Source organism: Pseudaminobacter salicylatoxidans (assembly GCF_003148475.1).
In the GTDB taxonomy this organism is placed as follows: Bacteria; Pseudomonadota; Alphaproteobacteria; order Rhizobiales; family Rhizobiaceae; genus Pseudaminobacter; species Pseudaminobacter salicylatoxidans.
The window spans coordinates 113,069-127,839 of sequence record NZ_QGGG01000012.1; the positions used below are offsets into that span (position 1 = coordinate 113,069).

General features: G+C 59.4%; 27 protein-coding genes. 10 read left to right on the forward strand and 17 right to left on the reverse strand.

Going from position 1 to position 14,771, the window contains the following annotated elements; translation table 11 throughout:
• Nucleotides 1-8: 8 nt before the first annotated feature.
• From C7441_RS16790 to C7441_RS16835, 11 genes are all read right to left on the reverse strand, one after another.
• Nucleotides 9-194 carry a hypothetical protein gene (locus C7441_RS16790; protein ID WP_109613857.1) on the reverse strand — a complete coding sequence of 62 codons (186 nt, stop codon included), beginning with the start codon at nucleotides 192-194 and terminating at the stop codon, nucleotides 9-11.
• Nucleotides 194-1,456, reverse strand: a complete 1,263-nt coding sequence (locus C7441_RS16795; RefSeq protein WP_109613858.1) for a recombinase RecT — start codon at nucleotides 1,454-1,456, stop codon at nucleotides 194-196. Before C7441_RS16795 ends, C7441_RS16790 begins: the two co-directional genes overlap by 1 nt.
• Nucleotides 1,453-2,454 (reverse strand): PD-(D/E)XK nuclease-like domain-containing protein, encoded by a 1,002-nt coding sequence (locus tag C7441_RS16800; protein WP_109613859.1) that lies wholly within the window; start codon nucleotides 2,452-2,454, stop codon nucleotides 1,453-1,455. Before C7441_RS16800 ends, C7441_RS16795 begins: the two co-directional genes overlap by 4 nt.
• Complete coding sequence (locus tag C7441_RS16805; protein WP_109613860.1) at nucleotides 2,451-2,636, reverse strand: hypothetical protein; 186 nt, start codon at nucleotides 2,634-2,636, stop codon at nucleotides 2,451-2,453. The genes C7441_RS16800 and C7441_RS16805 overlap by 4 nt, the downstream gene beginning before the upstream one ends.
• The gene (locus C7441_RS24100; protein ID WP_170125163.1) at nucleotides 2,633-2,770 is read right to left on the reverse strand and encodes a hypothetical protein; all 138 of its coding nucleotides are present in this window, start codon (nucleotides 2,768-2,770) and stop codon (nucleotides 2,633-2,635) included. Before C7441_RS24100 ends, C7441_RS16805 begins: the two co-directional genes overlap by 4 nt.
• Entirely contained in the window at nucleotides 2,770-3,567 is a 798-nt protein-coding gene (locus C7441_RS16810; protein WP_109613861.1) for a phosphoadenosine phosphosulfate reductase domain-containing protein, read from the reverse strand. The genes C7441_RS24100 and C7441_RS16810 overlap by 1 nt, the downstream gene beginning before the upstream one ends.
• Complete coding sequence (locus C7441_RS16815) at nucleotides 3,567-3,782, reverse strand: hypothetical protein (RefSeq protein WP_109613862.1); 216 nt, start codon at nucleotides 3,780-3,782, stop codon at nucleotides 3,567-3,569. Before C7441_RS16815 ends, C7441_RS16810 begins: the two co-directional genes overlap by 1 nt.
• Complete coding sequence (locus tag C7441_RS16820) at nucleotides 3,782-4,006, reverse strand: hypothetical protein (RefSeq protein WP_109613863.1); 225 nt, start codon at nucleotides 4,004-4,006, stop codon at nucleotides 3,782-3,784. The genes C7441_RS16815 and C7441_RS16820 overlap by 1 nt, the downstream gene beginning before the upstream one ends.
• Entirely contained in the window at nucleotides 4,006-4,302 is a 297-nt protein-coding gene (locus tag C7441_RS16825; RefSeq protein WP_109613864.1) for a hypothetical protein, read from the reverse strand. Before C7441_RS16825 ends, C7441_RS16820 begins: the two co-directional genes overlap by 1 nt.
• 1 nt (nucleotide 4,303) lies before the next feature.
• A complete protein-coding gene (locus tag C7441_RS16830) occupies nucleotides 4,304-4,588 on the reverse strand; it encodes a hypothetical protein (RefSeq protein WP_109613865.1) in 285 nt (94 codons plus the stop codon).
• 61 nt (nucleotides 4,589-4,649) lie between these two features.
• Entirely contained in the window at nucleotides 4,650-5,216 is a 567-nt protein-coding gene (locus tag C7441_RS16835) for a hypothetical protein (RefSeq protein ID WP_109613866.1), read from the reverse strand.
• A gap of 284 nt (nucleotides 5,217-5,500) precedes the next feature.
• Here C7441_RS16835 and C7441_RS16840 point away from each other — a divergent pair, with 284 nt between their 5' ends.
• From C7441_RS16840 to C7441_RS16850, 3 genes are all read left to right on the forward strand, one after another.
• The gene (locus C7441_RS16840; RefSeq protein ID WP_109613867.1) at nucleotides 5,501-6,322 is read left to right on the forward strand and encodes a hypothetical protein; all 822 of its coding nucleotides are present in this window, start codon (nucleotides 5,501-5,503) and stop codon (nucleotides 6,320-6,322) included.
• Nucleotides 6,323-6,333: 11 nt separating this feature from the next.
• Nucleotides 6,334-6,618: a DUF6074 family protein gene (locus tag C7441_RS24625; RefSeq protein WP_425326594.1), complete on the forward strand. Its 285-nt coding sequence runs from the start codon at nucleotides 6,334-6,336 to the stop codon at nucleotides 6,616-6,618.
• Nucleotides 6,619-6,728: 110 nt separating this feature from the next.
• Nucleotides 6,729-8,243: a P-loop ATPase, Sll1717 family gene (locus C7441_RS16850; protein WP_109613869.1), complete on the forward strand. Its 1,515-nt coding sequence runs from the start codon at nucleotides 6,729-6,731 to the stop codon at nucleotides 8,241-8,243.
• 293 nt (nucleotides 8,244-8,536) lie between these two features.
• On the opposite strand, the gene C7441_RS16855 is transcribed toward C7441_RS16850, so the two are convergent.
• The 4 genes from C7441_RS16855 to C7441_RS16870 form a co-directional block, all read right to left on the reverse strand.
• A complete protein-coding gene (locus C7441_RS16855) occupies nucleotides 8,537-8,719 on the reverse strand; it encodes a hypothetical protein (RefSeq protein ID WP_109613870.1) in 183 nt (60 codons plus the stop codon).
• Nucleotides 8,716-8,952, reverse strand: coding sequence for a hypothetical protein (locus C7441_RS16860; protein ID WP_109613871.1), 237 nt, complete (start codon nucleotides 8,950-8,952; stop codon nucleotides 8,716-8,718). Before C7441_RS16860 ends, C7441_RS16855 begins: the two co-directional genes overlap by 4 nt.
• A gap of 119 nt (nucleotides 8,953-9,071) precedes the next feature.
• Nucleotides 9,072-9,623 (reverse strand): hypothetical protein, encoded by a 552-nt coding sequence (locus tag C7441_RS23825; protein ID WP_146201510.1) that lies wholly within the window; start codon nucleotides 9,621-9,623, stop codon nucleotides 9,072-9,074.
• Nucleotides 9,624-9,689: 66 nt separating this feature from the next.
• Nucleotides 9,690-9,965, reverse strand: a complete 276-nt coding sequence (locus tag C7441_RS16870) for an Arc family DNA-binding protein (protein ID WP_109613873.1) — start codon at nucleotides 9,963-9,965, stop codon at nucleotides 9,690-9,692.
• A gap of 213 nt (nucleotides 9,966-10,178) precedes the next feature.
• Between C7441_RS16870 and C7441_RS16875 the strand changes: the two genes are divergently transcribed.
• Nucleotides 10,179-10,424 carry a hypothetical protein gene (locus C7441_RS16875; protein WP_146201511.1) on the forward strand — a complete coding sequence of 82 codons (246 nt, stop codon included), beginning with the start codon at nucleotides 10,179-10,181 and terminating at the stop codon, nucleotides 10,422-10,424.
• On the opposite strand, the gene C7441_RS16880 is transcribed toward C7441_RS16875, so the two are convergent.
• The gene (locus C7441_RS16880) at nucleotides 10,390-10,764 is read right to left on the reverse strand and encodes a helix-turn-helix domain-containing protein (protein WP_109613875.1); all 375 of its coding nucleotides are present in this window, start codon (nucleotides 10,762-10,764) and stop codon (nucleotides 10,390-10,392) included. The genes C7441_RS16875 and C7441_RS16880 overlap by 35 nt on opposite strands.
• A 57-nt stretch (nucleotides 10,765-10,821) precedes the next feature.
• On the opposite strand from C7441_RS16880, the gene C7441_RS16885 reads away from it, so the two are divergent.
• From C7441_RS16885 to C7441_RS16900, 3 genes are read left to right on the forward strand one after another with little or no spacing between them, the layout of a single operon-like run.
• On the forward strand, nucleotides 10,822-11,031 hold the full coding sequence (locus C7441_RS16885) for a helix-turn-helix transcriptional regulator (protein ID WP_210205671.1): 210 nt from the start codon (nucleotides 10,822-10,824) through the stop codon (nucleotides 11,029-11,031).
• Nucleotides 11,028-12,434 carry a ParB/RepB/Spo0J family partition protein gene (locus tag C7441_RS24290; protein ID WP_210205672.1) on the forward strand — a complete coding sequence of 469 codons (1,407 nt, stop codon included), beginning with the start codon at nucleotides 11,028-11,030 and terminating at the stop codon, nucleotides 12,432-12,434. The genes C7441_RS16885 and C7441_RS24290 overlap by 4 nt, the downstream gene beginning before the upstream one ends.
• A complete protein-coding gene (locus C7441_RS16900; RefSeq protein WP_109613877.1) occupies nucleotides 12,431-12,868 on the forward strand; it encodes a GcrA family cell cycle regulator in 438 nt (145 codons plus the stop codon). The genes C7441_RS24290 and C7441_RS16900 overlap by 4 nt, the downstream gene beginning before the upstream one ends.
• A 17-nt stretch (nucleotides 12,869-12,885) precedes the next feature.
• Here C7441_RS16900 and C7441_RS16905 read toward each other — a convergent pair whose 3' ends face one another.
• Nucleotides 12,886-13,140: a hypothetical protein gene (locus C7441_RS16905; RefSeq protein WP_109613878.1), complete on the reverse strand. Its 255-nt coding sequence runs from the start codon at nucleotides 13,138-13,140 to the stop codon at nucleotides 12,886-12,888.
• A 102-nt stretch (nucleotides 13,141-13,242) separates the two neighbouring features.
• Between C7441_RS16905 and C7441_RS16910 the strand changes: the two genes are divergently transcribed.
• The 3 genes from C7441_RS16910 (at nucleotide 13,243) to C7441_RS16920 (ending at nucleotide 14,717) form a co-directional block, all read left to right on the forward strand.
• A complete protein-coding gene (locus C7441_RS16910) occupies nucleotides 13,243-13,629 on the forward strand; it encodes a hypothetical protein (protein ID WP_244916179.1) in 387 nt (128 codons plus the stop codon).
• A gap of 42 nt (nucleotides 13,630-13,671) precedes the next feature.
• Entirely contained in the window at nucleotides 13,672-14,202 is a 531-nt protein-coding gene (locus C7441_RS16915) for a hypothetical protein (RefSeq protein WP_109613879.1), read from the forward strand.
• Nucleotides 14,203-14,390: 188 nt separating this feature from the next.
• Complete coding sequence (locus tag C7441_RS16920) at nucleotides 14,391-14,717, forward strand: hypothetical protein (RefSeq protein ID WP_146201512.1); 327 nt, start codon at nucleotides 14,391-14,393, stop codon at nucleotides 14,715-14,717.
• Nucleotides 14,718-14,771 lie beyond the last annotated feature (54 nt).

Consider the following 14,771-nt stretch of genomic DNA (forward strand, 5'->3'; position numbering starts at 1 on the left):
TGAACCGCTTATCCATCTGGCTCGGCAGCGGCAGGTGAAAGACAATGCGACGGCCCCCCCATCTCGAAAACAAGGATGGCGCGCGTCTGCTCCTCGAACACGCCGAAGCCGGCGGCCTTGTGCTTCCGAAGCAGGCCGTCGATCTCGCCCTTGGTCTTGGAGACGGCGACGGAAGTAGTTGCCGCATAGGCCATCACGCCACCCCCATCCATTTCCGCGCCTGATCCATGAGGAAAGGCATAGCCTGATCCCGGCCGGCCGGATTTTCGATCAGTCGGGCGCATGCCTTGTAGGCGTTCTGGACGAACTCCTTGTCATCCGGCAGTTCGGACAGCCATGCCATCCGGGCCTTGTCCAGACGGTCGGCACGCTCGGCATCAGCTTCGTGGGTTGCCGCGTCGAACATGGAGGTTACGCATTCCTCGAGCAGGAACAGCTTTTTCTTCTGTTCGTCGGATAGCTCGGAGGAAGGCGCGGCCTGTTCCGTGGTTACCTGGCCGGGGTTGTCGCCTTCTTCCTTAGTGCCCGCTTCATCAGCAGGCGAAGTTTCGGCAGCGGGATCGCCTACGCTGGACATGGTGGCTGTCCCGCTGCCGTCGTCGGTGGAGGGAGCCGACGATTGGGAATTGTCTTCGGTTTGGGTGCTGGCGGGCTCGCCGTTGGGCGTTTCTCCGTCGGTGTGAGCAAACCCTTCGTGGTACTCGATCGCGTTCTGTGGCCGCCCTGCGGTCAAGCGGTCGCGTAATGACGGTTGCGGATCAGGTGCGCGGCTCAAATCATAGAGCTCGTTGTCGCGCTGCATCAGGTCGTGGATTTCCGCTGACAGAGGCAGGCGCTTGGCCAGACGGCGAATTGCCGACTTCTTGGCCATTTCCTCCCACCACTGGACCCACGGCCCCTTATCCTTCGACCGGGAGACGCTTCTGATCTTGTCGATATCGCGCGGCGTCAGCGTTTCGACATAGACTGATCCGTCCTTCGTCTTCGCCAGCGCGAATACCTGCCGGATCGTGTCATAGTCGGGATGCTCGGCCTGCTCATAGGCGACATGCTCGCCGTCGTCATCGACCCAGGCACGGAAGGTATCGCCACCATAGACCACCTTAGCCGTGATCATGGCGATCTCGCCGGACTGGTGCATCTTCTTGATGATGCCGCCGATCATCGGCATCCACTGGACGACATTGCCGAAGCAGACGAATGCGCCCTCGCGCTTGTCGGGCAGCAATCCATCCTGAGCAGCGCGCATTGAGGCTTCCAGAAGCGACTTGCGGTCGGCTCGCATCAATTGCGGATCACCGAGAACGGCCGTCAGCACAATCCGCTGAAAGCGCTCGGGCTTGATGTGCTCGGGCAGGGCGGCAATGAACTGGTCGCCCATGCGGGTGAGCTCGTCGCGGAATTGCTGCTGCGGAGAGACGGCGCGTCCCTCGCTGATAGGGGCGATCTGGTTCATGCTGCCTCGCGATCTTGCTGGTCAAGGAAGGTGTCGAGCCGTTCGGCCGACCAAGTTTTCATGTGAATGGGGCGCTCCCCGCCGTCGAAGGGACGGGCGCCGGGCCATTCGTTCTTGTCGAGGCATTGCCGGATCGTGTTCAGACACCAGCGGATGGCCCGCTCGCCGCGGTCGATTGCGAAGCTGGACATCTCGACGTGAGCCGTGTCGGGCACATCGTCGTTGAGGACATAGACGAGAACGAACGTTTCGAATGGAATGCCGAGTTCGCGGCAGACCATGCGGATCATGGCGGCCTGCAGATAATAGCCGGCGTCGAAAATCTGCCGCTCGAGAAAGTCCTCATCGAACTTGCCGGCGGTTTTCAGGTCCGCAAACACGCCATCGGCGTTCGGCATGGCGTCGGGGCGGACCTTAAGCCAGATCCCGGTTTCCCGATCCTTCCAGCAGATCGTGCGCTCGACACGGCCGTTGAGGACACCGAGCTTGACCATTTCATTTGTGCTGGCGTCGGCATGGATTCGCCGGATGCGCTCGATCTGGTCAGGGGTGACGACGGTCTTTCCGGCCTTGCGGACGGCATCGCGCCACTCCTGGGCGGCCTTGGTCCGGTAGTCAGGATACTCTTTCGGCCGGAGGGCAAAGCCATCCTCGAAAATCTCGTCGCCAAGCAGGAGGCAGTGAGCTGCCTTGCCGAAATCCAGCGCCTCGGAAGGCTCCTGCTCGATATGGTTCGGGTTCCATGCCCATCGCCCCCAAAACGCTTTGGGCGAGCCGCCATGAGCGGGCAGCATCCATTTCAGGATGGACTTAGAAACGGACGGGGCGTCGAACAGGTCGGGCTTGCGGTGGTAGTCCTCGAGAGTGATCCCGGAATAGACGCCGCGCGTGGTGATCGGATTGCCGTCCCACTTCCTCTCGATGTTGGCCATCACGCGGTCGATCGGTGCAGATACGTGCTCCATCGCGTCTTGGTCGATATCAACGTGCCGGTTCATGCTGCTTCTCCCATGCGAAAGGCTTCGAAGACACGCAGGCAGGCTTTGGCCTCCGCGTAGTGCTGGTCACGGTTTTGCTGGGGCATCGTTTCGAAGCGGCGTCGGGCCTTGTCCGGGTCGCGCTCACGGCTGAACTCCCGGAAAATGGCGAAGGCCGCTTCGTGGATCGGGTCGCCGTTCATTGCGCAAAAACCCCAATCCAAAGGCCGGCACCGATCAGAAAGACCGTGATCGAAATGCCAGCGATGATGTCGGTGATGGTGCCGGCGAACGTGGCCGGCTCGTCTGGTGAAGGAGTGCGGAGGAGGCGGGACATCACGCGGCCCTCGCCATGCAGTCCTTGCACATGGGCGCAAAGAGTTCGGATTGACGGCTGTCGCGGCGAGGGAAGGTATCGCCCCAGCCGAAGCCGTGAAGACGCTTGGCCTCTGCCTCCAGTTCGGAAAGCCACTTGCCCCACTCTGGATAGAGCGCAGCAGCTTCGGCCCGTTCGCCACTCGTCTGCATCGTGCCGCACATGCACTCGCCGGAGCGGCAAAGCTGGACAGATACCGGGTTGATCGGGGTGCGACGGCTTTCGAGATAGGCGTCCCGGCTGTCCTGGTCCCAATCGTAGATCAGGCTGAGCCATATGTTGTTCGGTGCCGCCGGATCGCTCCGCCAGACCTGCAGGTTCTTCTTGCGATTTTCGCTTTCGTCCTTGCGGGCGCCATTGATGAGCAGGATGCGAACATCGCGCCGACGCTGGCGAATGAACTTCGACACCGCCTTGCGGAAAGGCGTGGCTTTCAGGACGCGATACGCAAAACCATGCGCCCCGATGCCTTTGCCGAAGAAGCCCTTGCGGAGAACGTAATCCTCATAGGCCGTGCCAGCGTCGGCCTCGACGTAATCACCGAGCTTGCCATAGGTGTCGCGGACGAACTCAGTCGTCTGAGGGATGCCGCAGCGGGTGTTCCCGTGCATCACCATGTCGATCTTGACGCCCAGTTCGCGGGCGACCTGATCGGACGCGGCGCTGTCCTTGCCGCCAGAAACCATCGAGACGATGTGCGTCGGGCTGAACTGGTCGATTGCCTGCCGCAGGATCGCGGCGCTCTTGTCGATGAGCATCACGCCGTCTCCTTAGTCTGGTTGCCTTCGACTACGAGTGAAGCAAGGAACTGGTCGGCTTCCGCCGCGACGTTCCGTGCGCGCTCGACGCGTTCCCACTGGCTCTTGCCAAGGCCGGACTGATACCGGACGGCTTCCAGCAATCGGGCGAGGTCGGTGATCGAACGGATGGCCGCACAAAGGTGGCTGTCCATTTTGGAGAGACGGTCCGACATCACACTGCCTCCTGGCTCTGGCCGAGGGCGGCCTTGATGGATGCATTGAGGCGGGCGCGGGTCAGCGCGTCGGTCGCCTCAGTGTGAGTGGGATGGCTGGAAACGTGCCGGTATCCGTCATCGGACAGGCGCAGCACCTTGTGCTCGGTCGGGCGACCAACCTTGGTGTAGCTGCCGGTTCCCCAGCGCTCGAATTCGACAAGAGCGGCTTCGAGGTCGAACATCAGAACACCTCCCGCGCCATCTGGTGGAGCCGGTCGCCACGCGAACACGCACGGTCGAAATCCGGGTATTCCGGCTCTTCCTCGACCTCATCCGCGATGAACTCGTCGGTCACGTCCCTGCAGGTGCCTTCGACGGCGTTGAACCGGACCACCGAATAATCGGTCTGGTCGCTGTTCAGGTCCTTGGCGATGCCATCGGCTTCGCGGCGGGAGTAGGCGACGAGGGCATCGATATGCTCGCCGGCGAAGATCCAGTGATCGCTGTCGGTCAGCAGTGGGGCGGTGCGGGCAGCCATCTCAGCGGCCCTCCGCCTTGGCAATTGCGGCGCGCCAGCTAGCCAGCGTTTCGTTGTCCTCGCCATCATGGAAGGCAACCGCCTCTTTCAGAGCGACCAGCAAATCCGGCGCGGCGGAGATCAGGCGGGCGTTGGCTTCGCCTTGGTCTGTCCTGCCGCTACCTTCGCCGCCGTATGCGACTGCTATGTTTGGATCTATCAGGTGTCCAAATCCCAGTCGGCCAGCGTAGGTCCACGGCCCCGGAGTGCGCTCCTGCTTGCTCTTTTGTTTGGTGATTGCGTTCATCTCACCCTCCAATTGTTGGAAGCATTCGGGAAACCCGCCCAGAGGCGGGAAACCGGAAGGCTCAGGCCGGTGCTTTCTGGAGTGGTTGGATCATGCTGCGGTCACGACGATCACTTGCTTGATCGTCGGCGCTCTTGACGTTGAAGACGTCCGAGAGAAGGCGGTTGACCGTCTCGTGCAGTTCGCCGCGAAGTTTGTCCTTGAGCGATCCGCCAAGGTTGACGACGTGTTGCTTCATCTCGCCTCGGAAGTCGGCGGCGACCAACTGTGTCATCATCCATTCGGCGCGGGTCAGTTCGGCGCCATATCCGTTTGACGGCTTCCCCTGCCTGTCGACCTTGGCGTTCCAGTAGCCGCCGATCAGCTTTTCCAGTTCGGCCCGGATCGTGGTCTTTTCGCCCTTCTGCTGGCCGAAGCTGTCGACCTTGCAATATTCGCGCTCAAGGCCATTCGAGATGGCGAGTTCGATCTCGCTGCGAATGCGCGCTTCGGCGACTTCCTTCCAGAGCTTCTCAACGCGGCCGTCAAAGGCGCGCTTGGCGCGGTCATAGAGAGTTTCATCGCCAATCAGCTTGTCGGCGACCTCCGCAATGATGGCGTCCTCAATGCGTGCTTGGTTCAGTTCCATTCCCATTCCCTCCAATTGATCGGCAGCGTCTGCTCGAGGCCCGGAACACCGCCGGTTGACCCGGGCGGTGGTTCACATCTCGACCTCCTTGCCCGCTGTGGTTCTGTTCAGGTCGCAACCAGATCGGCCGGGGCTTCTTCGTGGTGGCGATGCCAGATCAGGCTGGTGCCGTCTTCGTGGCTTGCGTGCTGATAGTGCATCCCATTCACATAATGGTCAAGCCGAAAAGTGAATGTGATGAACATTTATTTTGACGAGCACGGAATCGATGCCTAAAAGGGGGCATGTCAAAAACAGCAAGCGACGCCCTGGAGCGTCACTATCGGGCGCGGCGCACCCGCAAGATTGTGATCGGGCGCTGTGTTCTCGCGGAAATGTCAGAGCGGCGAAGATCCGACTGGAAACCGTCTCTCGAATTGATGCGCCTGCGCGAGATCGAAGCGATTATTTTCCACCGTCACGGTTCAATCCTTCCGGAAACGGACGATGCCGATCTCTACATTGAGGCGGCAGCTTTCGCCCAATCGGATCAAAATATGATCGACTGGTGCCGGAAATGGGCACCGTGGGCCGGCGAGGAGATCGTTGGACCAATTGTCGAGCAGGCGAAGAAGCGTAGCCGCATGATGCGAGCGGACGGGGTAGCCGGTCTGCTCAGAGTGACGATGAAGGAGCGCGATGACCTCGACCTCAAGACAATCGGCGCATGCGATATGGCGAAAGGCGACCGACTTGCGCTAGCGAAGGAGCGGAAACGGGCGCGCGATCGCAAGCGGATGCAGAAAAAGCGGTCTGGGAAAAGCCGTAAGGATCGCCAGACCTATGAGGCCGAATCTGCCGAAACATTGAAACCATGGGAGGCCGAAGGGATCAGCCGAAGAACGTGGTATCGCAGGCGTGGCACAAGTGTGTCGCGAGTAGATATATATACTATTGGCGACATACCTGTGCCAACGGCCGAAAAGTATGCGCCACCGGTCCCATCGGCCTCGGGGCAAAATACGGACGGCGCAGCCGACCGTTGCGCGGGTCTGGGGGATCATCCCCCAGCGGGGCGCCAAGGGGCGGAGCCCCATGGGAGCGGCGACAATGAGGCGGCCGCGTAATGGAAAGGCAGATGGACCTATTCGATATCAGGGTCGGTGCCGAGATCGTAGCGTTCCCCATCGATCGGCAACTTGTGCGTGTTCGCCGTACCGCGCGGCAACTCGAGCAGCGGACAGGTGCGTTGGCTGAAAAGTTCTGGAAGACGGAATGTAACCGGCTCTACGCGAGGCTCCAGGTGCAGGGTTTGGAGCATGCCGAAATAAAAGCCGAGCTCGACCGATTTGCGGATGCCGTTCGTATCGAGATGGAGCGGGCGTTGTTGGCAAGACGCGCGAAAGAAATTCAGGCAGGCTGAAACGTAGAAAGGAAGGCACAATGACGGGCTGGACTCATGGCTCATCAGGTGGTTCCCTATCGGCTAGAAGGTGCCAAGGGACGGCGCCTTGCGCGGGGGGTGTAAACGCAATGGAACGTTTGGAGTTGCTCAAGCGGCTCAGCTTCGGCTCGCAGGTGGCGGAGGATGAGGTGGCGAGGCTGCAGGAGTATTTTGTTCAGACTGATCAGTGGGGCCGGATAGAGCGCGGGGAGGTCGATATTGTCCGTGGGGATAAAGGAGCCGGAAAGAGCGCCCTTTATCTATTGCTGGACAAGCGAAAGGATAAGTTATTCGACCGACGAGTATTGACCGTTTCTGCTGAAAACCCAAGGGGAGCAACGGTTTTTAGGGATCTCATGGCTGACCCGCCTGCGTCGGAGCGGGAATTTGTCGTTCTGTGGAAGATTTATCTTCTATCTCTCATCGCGCACGAGATGCGCGGATACGGCATTGATAGCCAAGGAGTGTCTTCCGTTTTCGGCGCGCTTGAAGATGCGCACCTGCTTGAGAGAGAGCTTAACCTTGCAGGGCTTTTACGTACTGCGCAGTCGTTTGCTCGTAAGCTACTTGGAATCAAGGCAGTTGAGACTGAAGTTTCTATCGATGCGACAGGGGTGCCAACCGGCGTCATTGGTCGTATTTCGCTGGCAGAGCCAACGGCAGAATTACGGCAATCTGGCATCAATTCCATTGATGGGATGCTCGCTAAGCTGAATCAGGCACTAGCAGATCATGACTATACGATTTGGGTTCTCCTCGACCGCCTCGACGTTGCGTTCGCCGACAGTCATGATCTTGAGGCGAATGCCATTCGGGCCCTTATCAGGACTTACGGTGATTTTCGTGCCTTTGAACGGTTTTCGCTTAAGATATTCCTTCGCGAAGATATTTGGGATCGGGTGACGGAAAAGGGTTTCCGTGAGGCGAGCCACGTGACCCGCTACGAGGTGATGAGATGGACATCTCCAATGTTGCTCAACCTGATCCTTCGAAGAATTCTCAGCAACGATGTCCTTAATCAAGAGTACGGCATCAACAAGGAAGATGTTCTTGGTGATGCCGAAAAGCAGAGTGAACTCTTCAATCGTGTGTTTCCTCCTCAAGTGGAGCAAGGATCTCGTAAAGCGGCAACTTTTGATTGGATGATTGGTCGATGCGCAGACGGTAGTGGGAAAACCGCTCCGAGAGAGCTTATCCATCTGCTTAATTGTCTGCGGGACGAGGAAATTCGTCGCCTGGAACGTGGCGAACAAGTGGCGCCTGATGAGCAGTTGTTCGATCGGTCGGTGTTCAAGCTGGCGTTGCCAATGGTTTCGGATACTCGGTTGAATACGTACCTCTATGCGGAATATCCGGACGAACGCCCATTCCTCGAAAAGCTTAGAGGTGAAAAGAGCGAACAATATCCTGAAAGCCTGTCAGAGATATGGAATATGAGCCGTGACGAGGCTCTAAGTAAGGCTCAATTCCTTGAAAAACTTGGGTTCTTTCAAATGAGGGGGACGCGCGCTGAACCGTCATTTTGGGTGCCGTTCCTGTATCGGGATGCTCTCAACTTGATTCAGGGTAAGGCGGGTGGCGGAGTTAGTGACGACGAAGACTAAAATAAATGCATCGTCGTTCATGCGCGCCGCTACCTTTCAGACCGCTTCCCCCTTTAACCCCTTGCGCTGTGCGTCGATTTCGATCCAGTCACCGGGCTCGACCGGAAATCTAAACCTACGCGCCCCTGCCGCCTTCGTATCCTCGGGTACCTTTACACCATCACTGGATGATGCAGGTCCCCGGCCAGTCACTGCACTGGCGGCCGGCGCAACCAGTCGATACTGCAGCGACAAGAGCCAAGCTAAGCAGGATCGCGGCAGTTCTGATTGATGGGAGTATCATCTTCATGCCCTCACGCGTTCCCCGCCGTTTCCGCATCCGCGGCAAGCTCGTGCTCGAGTTCCAGATAACCGTTGCTGATCAGCCAGTCACGCAGCGCGGCCGCGGCGGCCTCGTCCAGCGATAACCCGCGCTCGTTGGCGAGGCGGCGAAGGGCAAGGCGTTCATTGGTGGAAAGTTCCAGTGAAGACTTCACGGCCGCAACTGCGCCTCGATCACCTCGCGCGCCGCTTCGAATACATGGCGCATCTCAGGTTCAGTCCCCTGATGTGTTTCGAGCAGAAGCAGGGCGTTTTCGTAGAGATCCCGAACCTCTTGATCGGATAGGAGGCCTTTCGAAGCCAGCGTACCTATCAACGATGCAAGCGTTGCAGCGGATGCAAGGTCGCTGGCGGCAACCGCATCTATACGAGGATCCCGTTTTGCCATCCCAAGCTCTCCTTAGGCCTTCAGCTTTTTCCCGCGCCACGCTGTCGGTGGCGGTGCCGTCTGCCCACGCTCCGATAGGCATTCGTTGAAGCGAGCCGGTGCCATGCAGAAATCTCCACTTACCTTCCGCCGCGGATGAGGTGTACCACCTCGATTGCTTTTGCAAAGCCGTCCAATGATATCGTCTCATCACGCGTGTAGTCATATGGCCACTCATAGCGGCGCGTGGTCATCGAACTGCCGGTTTTCATTTGTGGCAGGATGCTGGCGGCTGCTACGCAACCTTCGTTGTCGGTCTGTATCGGCGCATCTGAATCAACACGGATCATTCCGTGTCTGCCGGGGAAATCATGCCCCATGATGCACACCGACTGCGGTGACGCTGCTGATCCGTAGTAGACGAAGGGACCACCGGTTTTTGAGGATATATTGCAGTCGCGCTTATCCGTCATGGCGTCGACGCGGCAATCGATAGACCAGCCATATCCAGTGAGACGGGGAGAGACGTGTGCGCTTCCATCTGGATAGCGCGCTATTTTGAACCCATCCTCAATTGTTTCCGTGCCGCCGTACTTGGCGGTTATCTGCGCAGAGGATGTTGGAGGTGGTGGTGCGGCTACGCAGCCGGCAACAATTATGAACAATGCCGGTCCACAGATGCGTGGTCTCATTCCAAAGCCCTCCCCGAACCCAGGTTCAGCATTGCCCGCTAGACGCGAACCTGCAAGCAGGAATTGCTACTTTTTCTTGCTGGCCTCGGCCTGTTTCCGACGGTCCTTTGCTAGAATGCGAGCCGCCGCAATCAGCGTCGCTTGGTCAGCTGCGCTTAGCGTGTCCATCAGTGGTTTGAGGATTTCCGCCAGCCGCACCACGGCATCGTCTGGGCCCAATGTGCGTTCGAGCCGCTGCACTATTTCCTTGTTCAGGCTTTCGCCCGCTGCGCGTGCTTCCAACTCGTCTTTGATACGCTTTGGCATACGGACATGGAAATGTGCGATCTCAGGCTTTGTCATGCCTGACTTATCGCCGAAATGCCGCACGGCTGAAATGGTTCCAAAAACGCGATTGTGGAACCACAATACCCGCTATTCACAGGTAGTCCCTAAAGGTTGAGCGGTTTTGTTAACCGGTCATTGGGTGCGTCACCTGCCACGATGGTTGACAGGGCGGCGAGGACAATGTTCCTATTCTGTTCTGGTTTGATTGCGTGGGTTGGGAGGATCGTTGTGAAGGATGAATACACGGAAGACATCGAAGCCGTAACGATCAACCGACGTTCGATGTTTGCCGGGCTGCTGGCGCTGCCGGTCGCGGGGTCGGCGCATGCCGAAATTGATCCGTTTGAAAGAGTCAGGCGGGATGCGGAAGCGCTGGCGGCTTCAATGACTATCGCCTTCGGCGGGAAATGGTCACATCAGGTTGGCAGTACCTTCGCTCTTATCCAGAAGGAATTCTCAGAGCCGCCTCGATAATGCTCATAACATGAGCGCGCCGATCCCCCTCTAATTTCTCGGCTTGCTCGAATAGCTGGACAAGGCTGTCGGGACGACTCGGATTTTGCATCAACAGTTGAGCCGGGCTGCACCGATATACTTCAGCGATGGCCTCAAGGATTCGCTGCGAATAAGGACTGTCCTTGGTCTCGATCTTTGAGATGGTGGTGCGCGATAAATTGATACGCTCCGCCAACTCTTCCTGATCGAGTTTGAAATGCTCGCGCCACTCCTTGAGGAAATGATTGCCGAGCGGGCGTAGGTCTTTTTTCACAGGGGCCATATTCACATCTTTGCATCGCGACAAAAGACGGTCCATGCAATGTCATTCACATTGTGCTTGACATTCACGTTCATCACATTCACATTTGCCGCCATGACCAAGTTGGCGGAATACCTCAACAGCATCGAAATCACCGACGCAGCCTTTGCTGCAAAGGTCGGATGCGATCGCTCGATGATCACGAAGCTCCGGGCCGGAAAGGCGACGCCCTCGCTCCGACTAGCGGCTGCGATCAGTCGCGAAACCGGGCTGCCGATTGAGGCTCTGATCGTCGTCGCCGCCACTTCCGGAGAAGCGGCATGACCTCCTACGGCGAGATCAAGTCGGGCGAGGTGACGGCGGCCGAAGATCACGGCGTTGCCCTCGACGTGATCCAGATCGATGGCGGCACACAATCCCGTGCTGCGCTCAACGATCAGGTCGTCAACGACTATGCCGACGCGATCAAGGCCGGCGCGACGTTCCCGCCGATCGTCGTATTCTACGATGGAAAGGCGCACTGGCTGGCCGATGGCTTCCATCGCTTCCATGCCTGTCAGAGGGCGGGCCGGACCAGCATCGCCGCCGATATCCGCCAAGGCACCCGCCGCGATGCGATCCTGCACAGCGTCGGCGCGAACGAAACGCATGGCCTTCGTCGAACCAACGACGACAAGCGCCGCGCCGTCCTGACCCTGCTGAACGATGCCGAATGGGGCAAGTGGACAGATCGCGAGATAGCACGGAGATGCGCGGTCAGTCCGCAGACGGTCGCGAATGTGCGAGCAGATACTGTCCAAAATGGACAGTCTGACGAACGGACCTACGTCCACCCGAAGACGGGCAAGCCGACGACGATGAAGACGGCGGGCATCAATGCCAGCCGCAAGAACGCACGAGAGGCCCTCGTAAACGATGAGCCATCCCCGGAGGCAGGTCCGCAAGCCGAAGCCTCCCTTGCCGGGACAGGTGCCGGGACGCTTGCGGATCGTGAGGGCCGCCCTGAAGGGGAGGCGGCCTCGGTCGACCTCCCCGCCATTTCCAAAGCCGAGCGCGATGCCGATGCCATTCAGGGCGAATACGACCGCGCCTGCGACGATGGCCAGGCGCTGTTCCTGGCTCGAAACAATCTGACCAATTCGCCGGAAACGGCAGACGAGATGGTGGGCGGCTTTCCGGTTGCTGCAGCGCCATATCATGCGGAGGAAACCGGCGGGCTGCCCGAGCACGATAATAAAGACGGGCATCGGACCTCGGATGCAGGGGTGACGGGCGGAGAGAGTGCCGCCGATGACGGACGGGACGTTGAAGCCACTGGTGGAGCGGCGTCCGTCATCACCTATTCCCATTCGGCTGCCCCCGCAGTCGAGGCCGTGGCGGATCCCCAAGCCCCCCAAGTCGCCACGGCCGAAAATTCCCCTGACCCGCATAACTCCGGGGGCGCGACGGCCGTCCCGGCAACCCAAGCACTGCAGATTCCGGCGCAAAATGACGATGCCCCTCGCGTCGTCGGTCAGGGCGGCCCAGAGCCGGTGAACATCATCGGACATGCAGTGCAAGAGGACGTCAGCGCGGCACAGGCCGGTAATGAGGTCGGACGTGCGAGCGAGGCTACCGTCACCAATTCCAAGCCGGACTGTCTGAACCCGGATAGCTGCAGCCTTCATTTCACATCGGCCCTTTGCTGGAAGTGCAACGACGCGCGGACGCGGAGGAAGTTGGCATGAGGCGCGGCCTGAAAGACGACTTCCTGGCCTATGTGAAGCGCAACCCGCACGCCAACACGCGTGAAATAGCTGCGGCGCTGGATTGTCACGAAGCCTACGTGCGCAGCACTGCGCGCCGGCAGGGCATCAGGCTCGCGTCGAACGGCAGGCGCGGGCGCCCTGTCGCAGCTGCACCTAAATTTTCGCGTCCCCGCCTTCGCATCAAAGAATTTCGTGGCACGCCCGAGCAATACGATGCGCTGGCCCGGAAGGTCGCGCTCGTGGACCTTGAGCATCGCGATTGCAGGTGGCCGGTCGGCGATCCGAGGGACACGGATTTCGGTTTCTGCGGTCATATCAAGGAGCCCGGAAAGCCTTACTGCGCCCATCATCAGCGGCGGAGTGAAGGTGGCGGAACGCCGGCAGGGCGAAGTGCGCATCGGGTGCAGGCATGACCGCGCTCTGGCTCGCCTCACTGCTCATAGCCTTCGGTGCCGGATGGACCGGATCGCGCATAGCAATCCGCCAGCGTCAGGCTGCGCGTCGTGAGCCTGCGTTCCAACTCGGCAACCCGCTGGGCCTCCATCCGTGTGAGTACACGGCGTTCTGGGAGGCCCAGCGATGAAGCGAATGGATCATCGTCGTTGTCGTGGCGCGGTCGCGCCGACCACAGGGGCAGTTCGAGTTGCGCTGAAACACTCACTTCCCGGTGCAGTTTCAGGCGCATTCTTCAATCCTTTCATTGACTTGGTTCTGGACTACTCCGCGGGGGCTCCCCGCTTAGTCGCTGCGGTCGACGGACACGATCATGGCGAAAGGGAAATCGTAAATGTCCGAAAAGGCGTCGGAGAAATCCAAAATGTCTGAGTTGGTTTTTGCGTCTCGGATGATGCGCGAAGTCATCGCGCCTCCCGGCATTGCGGGCAGCAAGAGCGAGCGCGTCCGAGAGGCTGCCCGCCGGCTCCGCTGGAAATACAGCCGCGCTCTTTCCGTCTGGTACGCCGACGAGCGCGTGTCTCTCAAGCCGCACGAGCTGCGGGAAATCGAGGAAGCTTCAGGTGTCAGATACGGCAAACAAGAGGTCAGCGAGATCGACGAACTCATCAGCCGGGCGGGTGCCCTGCTGGAGAGCCAGGACGCGGATTTCCATGGCGCGTTCATTGCTGCGGTGCGCGCGTTCGCTGGCGCTTTGGCTCGCTCCAGAACTGAGAGGTGAAGGTCGTTTCGACCGGCGCTTTAACCCACGAAAGGACGTGAAATGACAGCGACTGCAGGACACAACAGCGGAATTTCTGAAAAGGATCAGCGCGTCCTATTCTTCATTCACCGAAACGAGCATGTGCGCCTGATGGAGGCGAAGAAGGCGGCCGATGCCGCACTTCGTAACCATGGCAAGCAAGTCAAAGCTGATCTCGGCGAGAATGGCATGCGCCAGATCAAGCTGTACGAGGAACTACGGACGCCGGAAGGTGAGGCGAAGTTCAAGGCGCAGTGCGCCGCGGAGGCTCAAGCAGCAATTTGGGCGGGCCTACCGGTCAACACCCAAGCTGACATGTTCTCCGATCTGGCGCCGTTGGATGAACGTGCATTTCGTGATGGCGAGGAAGCTGGCCTTCGCGGCGACACCTACTCAAATCCATACGACCAAAATTCGCATCACGGCCGTGAATTTGAGCGTGGCTGGAAATCGGGACAGGCCGAACTCTTCGAAGGCATCAAGAAGAAGGAAGCCGAGGCCAGCACCGACGAGCATATCTCCGGTGCCGATCCGTTCGAAGACGCGGCGTGACCATCGCTCGCGTCATGCGCGCGGCGGCCATCATCATGAGGTTCCGTCGCGCAAATCTCCCACGAGCCGCAATTCGACTGAGCGTCGGCGGCATTTCTCTCAAGGTGTGACCAATGGGACTGATAAACCTAATCCGTCGCCTGGACGCGCATAACGCCATCAACGAAACTCTGACGACCGATCTCGAAATGCATCTCGATGCCTTTCCGGTCGAGCCGGAGCCGGACATTCTGGACCGATCGGCTGCGGCAGTGAGCCATCTGCTGTCTGATGCCCGCGCCGCCATCGTGCGACTTGATGCCGAGATTGCTGACAAGCAGGATCAGCGCCGCCGCGCAAAAATCATCGTGGAAGCATTCGCGCCCGTCCTCCCGAAACTCGACGACGGCTACGACGCGGCTGACGACGCCCGCAAATCCTATGAAGTGGCGGTAGAAGCAAAGCGCGTGCGCGGCGATAAGCACTGGCCGAAGCGCGGTTCTGACAAGGCTGAAAATCAGGCGGGTGCGGCATGACAAGCCACGTCACCCCGATCCGCCGCCAGTTGCTGGTCAACCTTCTCTGGTTCC

Coding starts and splice junctions, on each gene's coding strand:
- C7441_RS24100 (WP_170125163.1), bottom strand. CDS start 2,770: ATGTCCCGCCTCCTCCGCACTCCTTCACCAGACGAGCCGGCCACGTTC.
- C7441_RS16905 (WP_109613878.1), bottom strand. CDS start 13,140: ATGCGCCTGAAACTGCACCGGGAAGTGAGTGTTTCAGCGCAACTCGAA.
- C7441_RS16820 (WP_109613863.1), bottom strand. CDS start 4,006: ATGTTCGACCTCGAAGCCGCTCTTGTCGAATTCGAGCGCTGGGGAACC.
- C7441_RS16825 (WP_109613864.1), bottom strand. CDS start 4,302: ATGGCTGCCCGCACCGCCCCACTGCTGACCGACAGCGATCACTGGATC.
- C7441_RS16815 (WP_109613862.1), bottom strand. CDS start 3,782: ATGTCGGACCGTCTCTCCAAAATGGACAGCCACCTTTGTGCGGCCATC.
- C7441_RS24625 (WP_425326594.1), top strand. CDS start 6,334: ATGGACCTATTCGATATCAGGGTCGGTGCCGAGATCGTAGCGTTCCCC.
- C7441_RS16790 (WP_109613857.1), bottom strand. CDS start 194: ATGGCCTATGCGGCAACTACTTCCGTCGCCGTCTCCAAGACCAAGGGC.
- C7441_RS16920 (WP_146201512.1), top strand. CDS start 14,391: ATGCATCTCGATGCCTTTCCGGTCGAGCCGGAGCCGGACATTCTGGAC.
- C7441_RS16860 (WP_109613871.1), bottom strand. CDS start 8,952: ATGGCAAAACGGGATCCTCGTATAGATGCGGTTGCCGCCAGCGACCTT.
- C7441_RS16870 (WP_109613873.1), bottom strand. CDS start 9,965: ATGACAAAGCCTGAGATCGCACATTTCCATGTCCGTATGCCAAAGCGT.
- C7441_RS16850 (WP_109613869.1), top strand. CDS start 6,729: ATGGAACGTTTGGAGTTGCTCAAGCGGCTCAGCTTCGGCTCGCAGGTG.
- C7441_RS16910 (WP_244916179.1), top strand. CDS start 13,243: ATGTCCGAAAAGGCGTCGGAGAAATCCAAAATGTCTGAGTTGGTTTTT.
- C7441_RS16830 (WP_109613865.1), bottom strand. CDS start 4,588: ATGAACGCAATCACCAAACAAAAGAGCAAGCAGGAGCGCACTCCGGGG.
- C7441_RS16835 (WP_109613866.1), bottom strand. CDS start 5,216: ATGGAACTGAACCAAGCACGCATTGAGGACGCCATCATTGCGGAGGTC.
- C7441_RS16810 (WP_109613861.1), bottom strand. CDS start 3,567: ATGCTCATCGACAAGAGCGCCGCGATCCTGCGGCAGGCAATCGACCAG.
- C7441_RS16885 (WP_210205671.1), top strand. CDS start 10,822: ATGACCAAGTTGGCGGAATACCTCAACAGCATCGAAATCACCGACGCA.
- C7441_RS23825 (WP_146201510.1), bottom strand. CDS start 9,623: ATGAGACCACGCATCTGTGGACCGGCATTGTTCATAATTGTTGCCGGC.
- C7441_RS24290 (WP_210205672.1), top strand. CDS start 11,028: ATGACCTCCTACGGCGAGATCAAGTCGGGCGAGGTGACGGCGGCCGAA.
- C7441_RS16795 (WP_109613858.1), bottom strand. CDS start 1,456: ATGAACCAGATCGCCCCTATCAGCGAGGGACGCGCCGTCTCTCCGCAG.
- C7441_RS16805 (WP_109613860.1), bottom strand. CDS start 2,636: ATGAACGGCGACCCGATCCACGAAGCGGCCTTCGCCATTTTCCGGGAG.
- C7441_RS16900 (WP_109613877.1), top strand. CDS start 12,431: ATGAGGCGCGGCCTGAAAGACGACTTCCTGGCCTATGTGAAGCGCAAC.
- C7441_RS16915 (WP_109613879.1), top strand. CDS start 13,672: ATGACAGCGACTGCAGGACACAACAGCGGAATTTCTGAAAAGGATCAG.
- C7441_RS16840 (WP_109613867.1), top strand. CDS start 5,501: ATGTCAAAAACAGCAAGCGACGCCCTGGAGCGTCACTATCGGGCGCGG.
- C7441_RS16800 (WP_109613859.1), bottom strand. CDS start 2,454: ATGAACCGGCACGTTGATATCGACCAAGACGCGATGGAGCACGTATCT.
- C7441_RS16880 (WP_109613875.1), bottom strand. CDS start 10,764: ATGGACCGTCTTTTGTCGCGATGCAAAGATGTGAATATGGCCCCTGTG.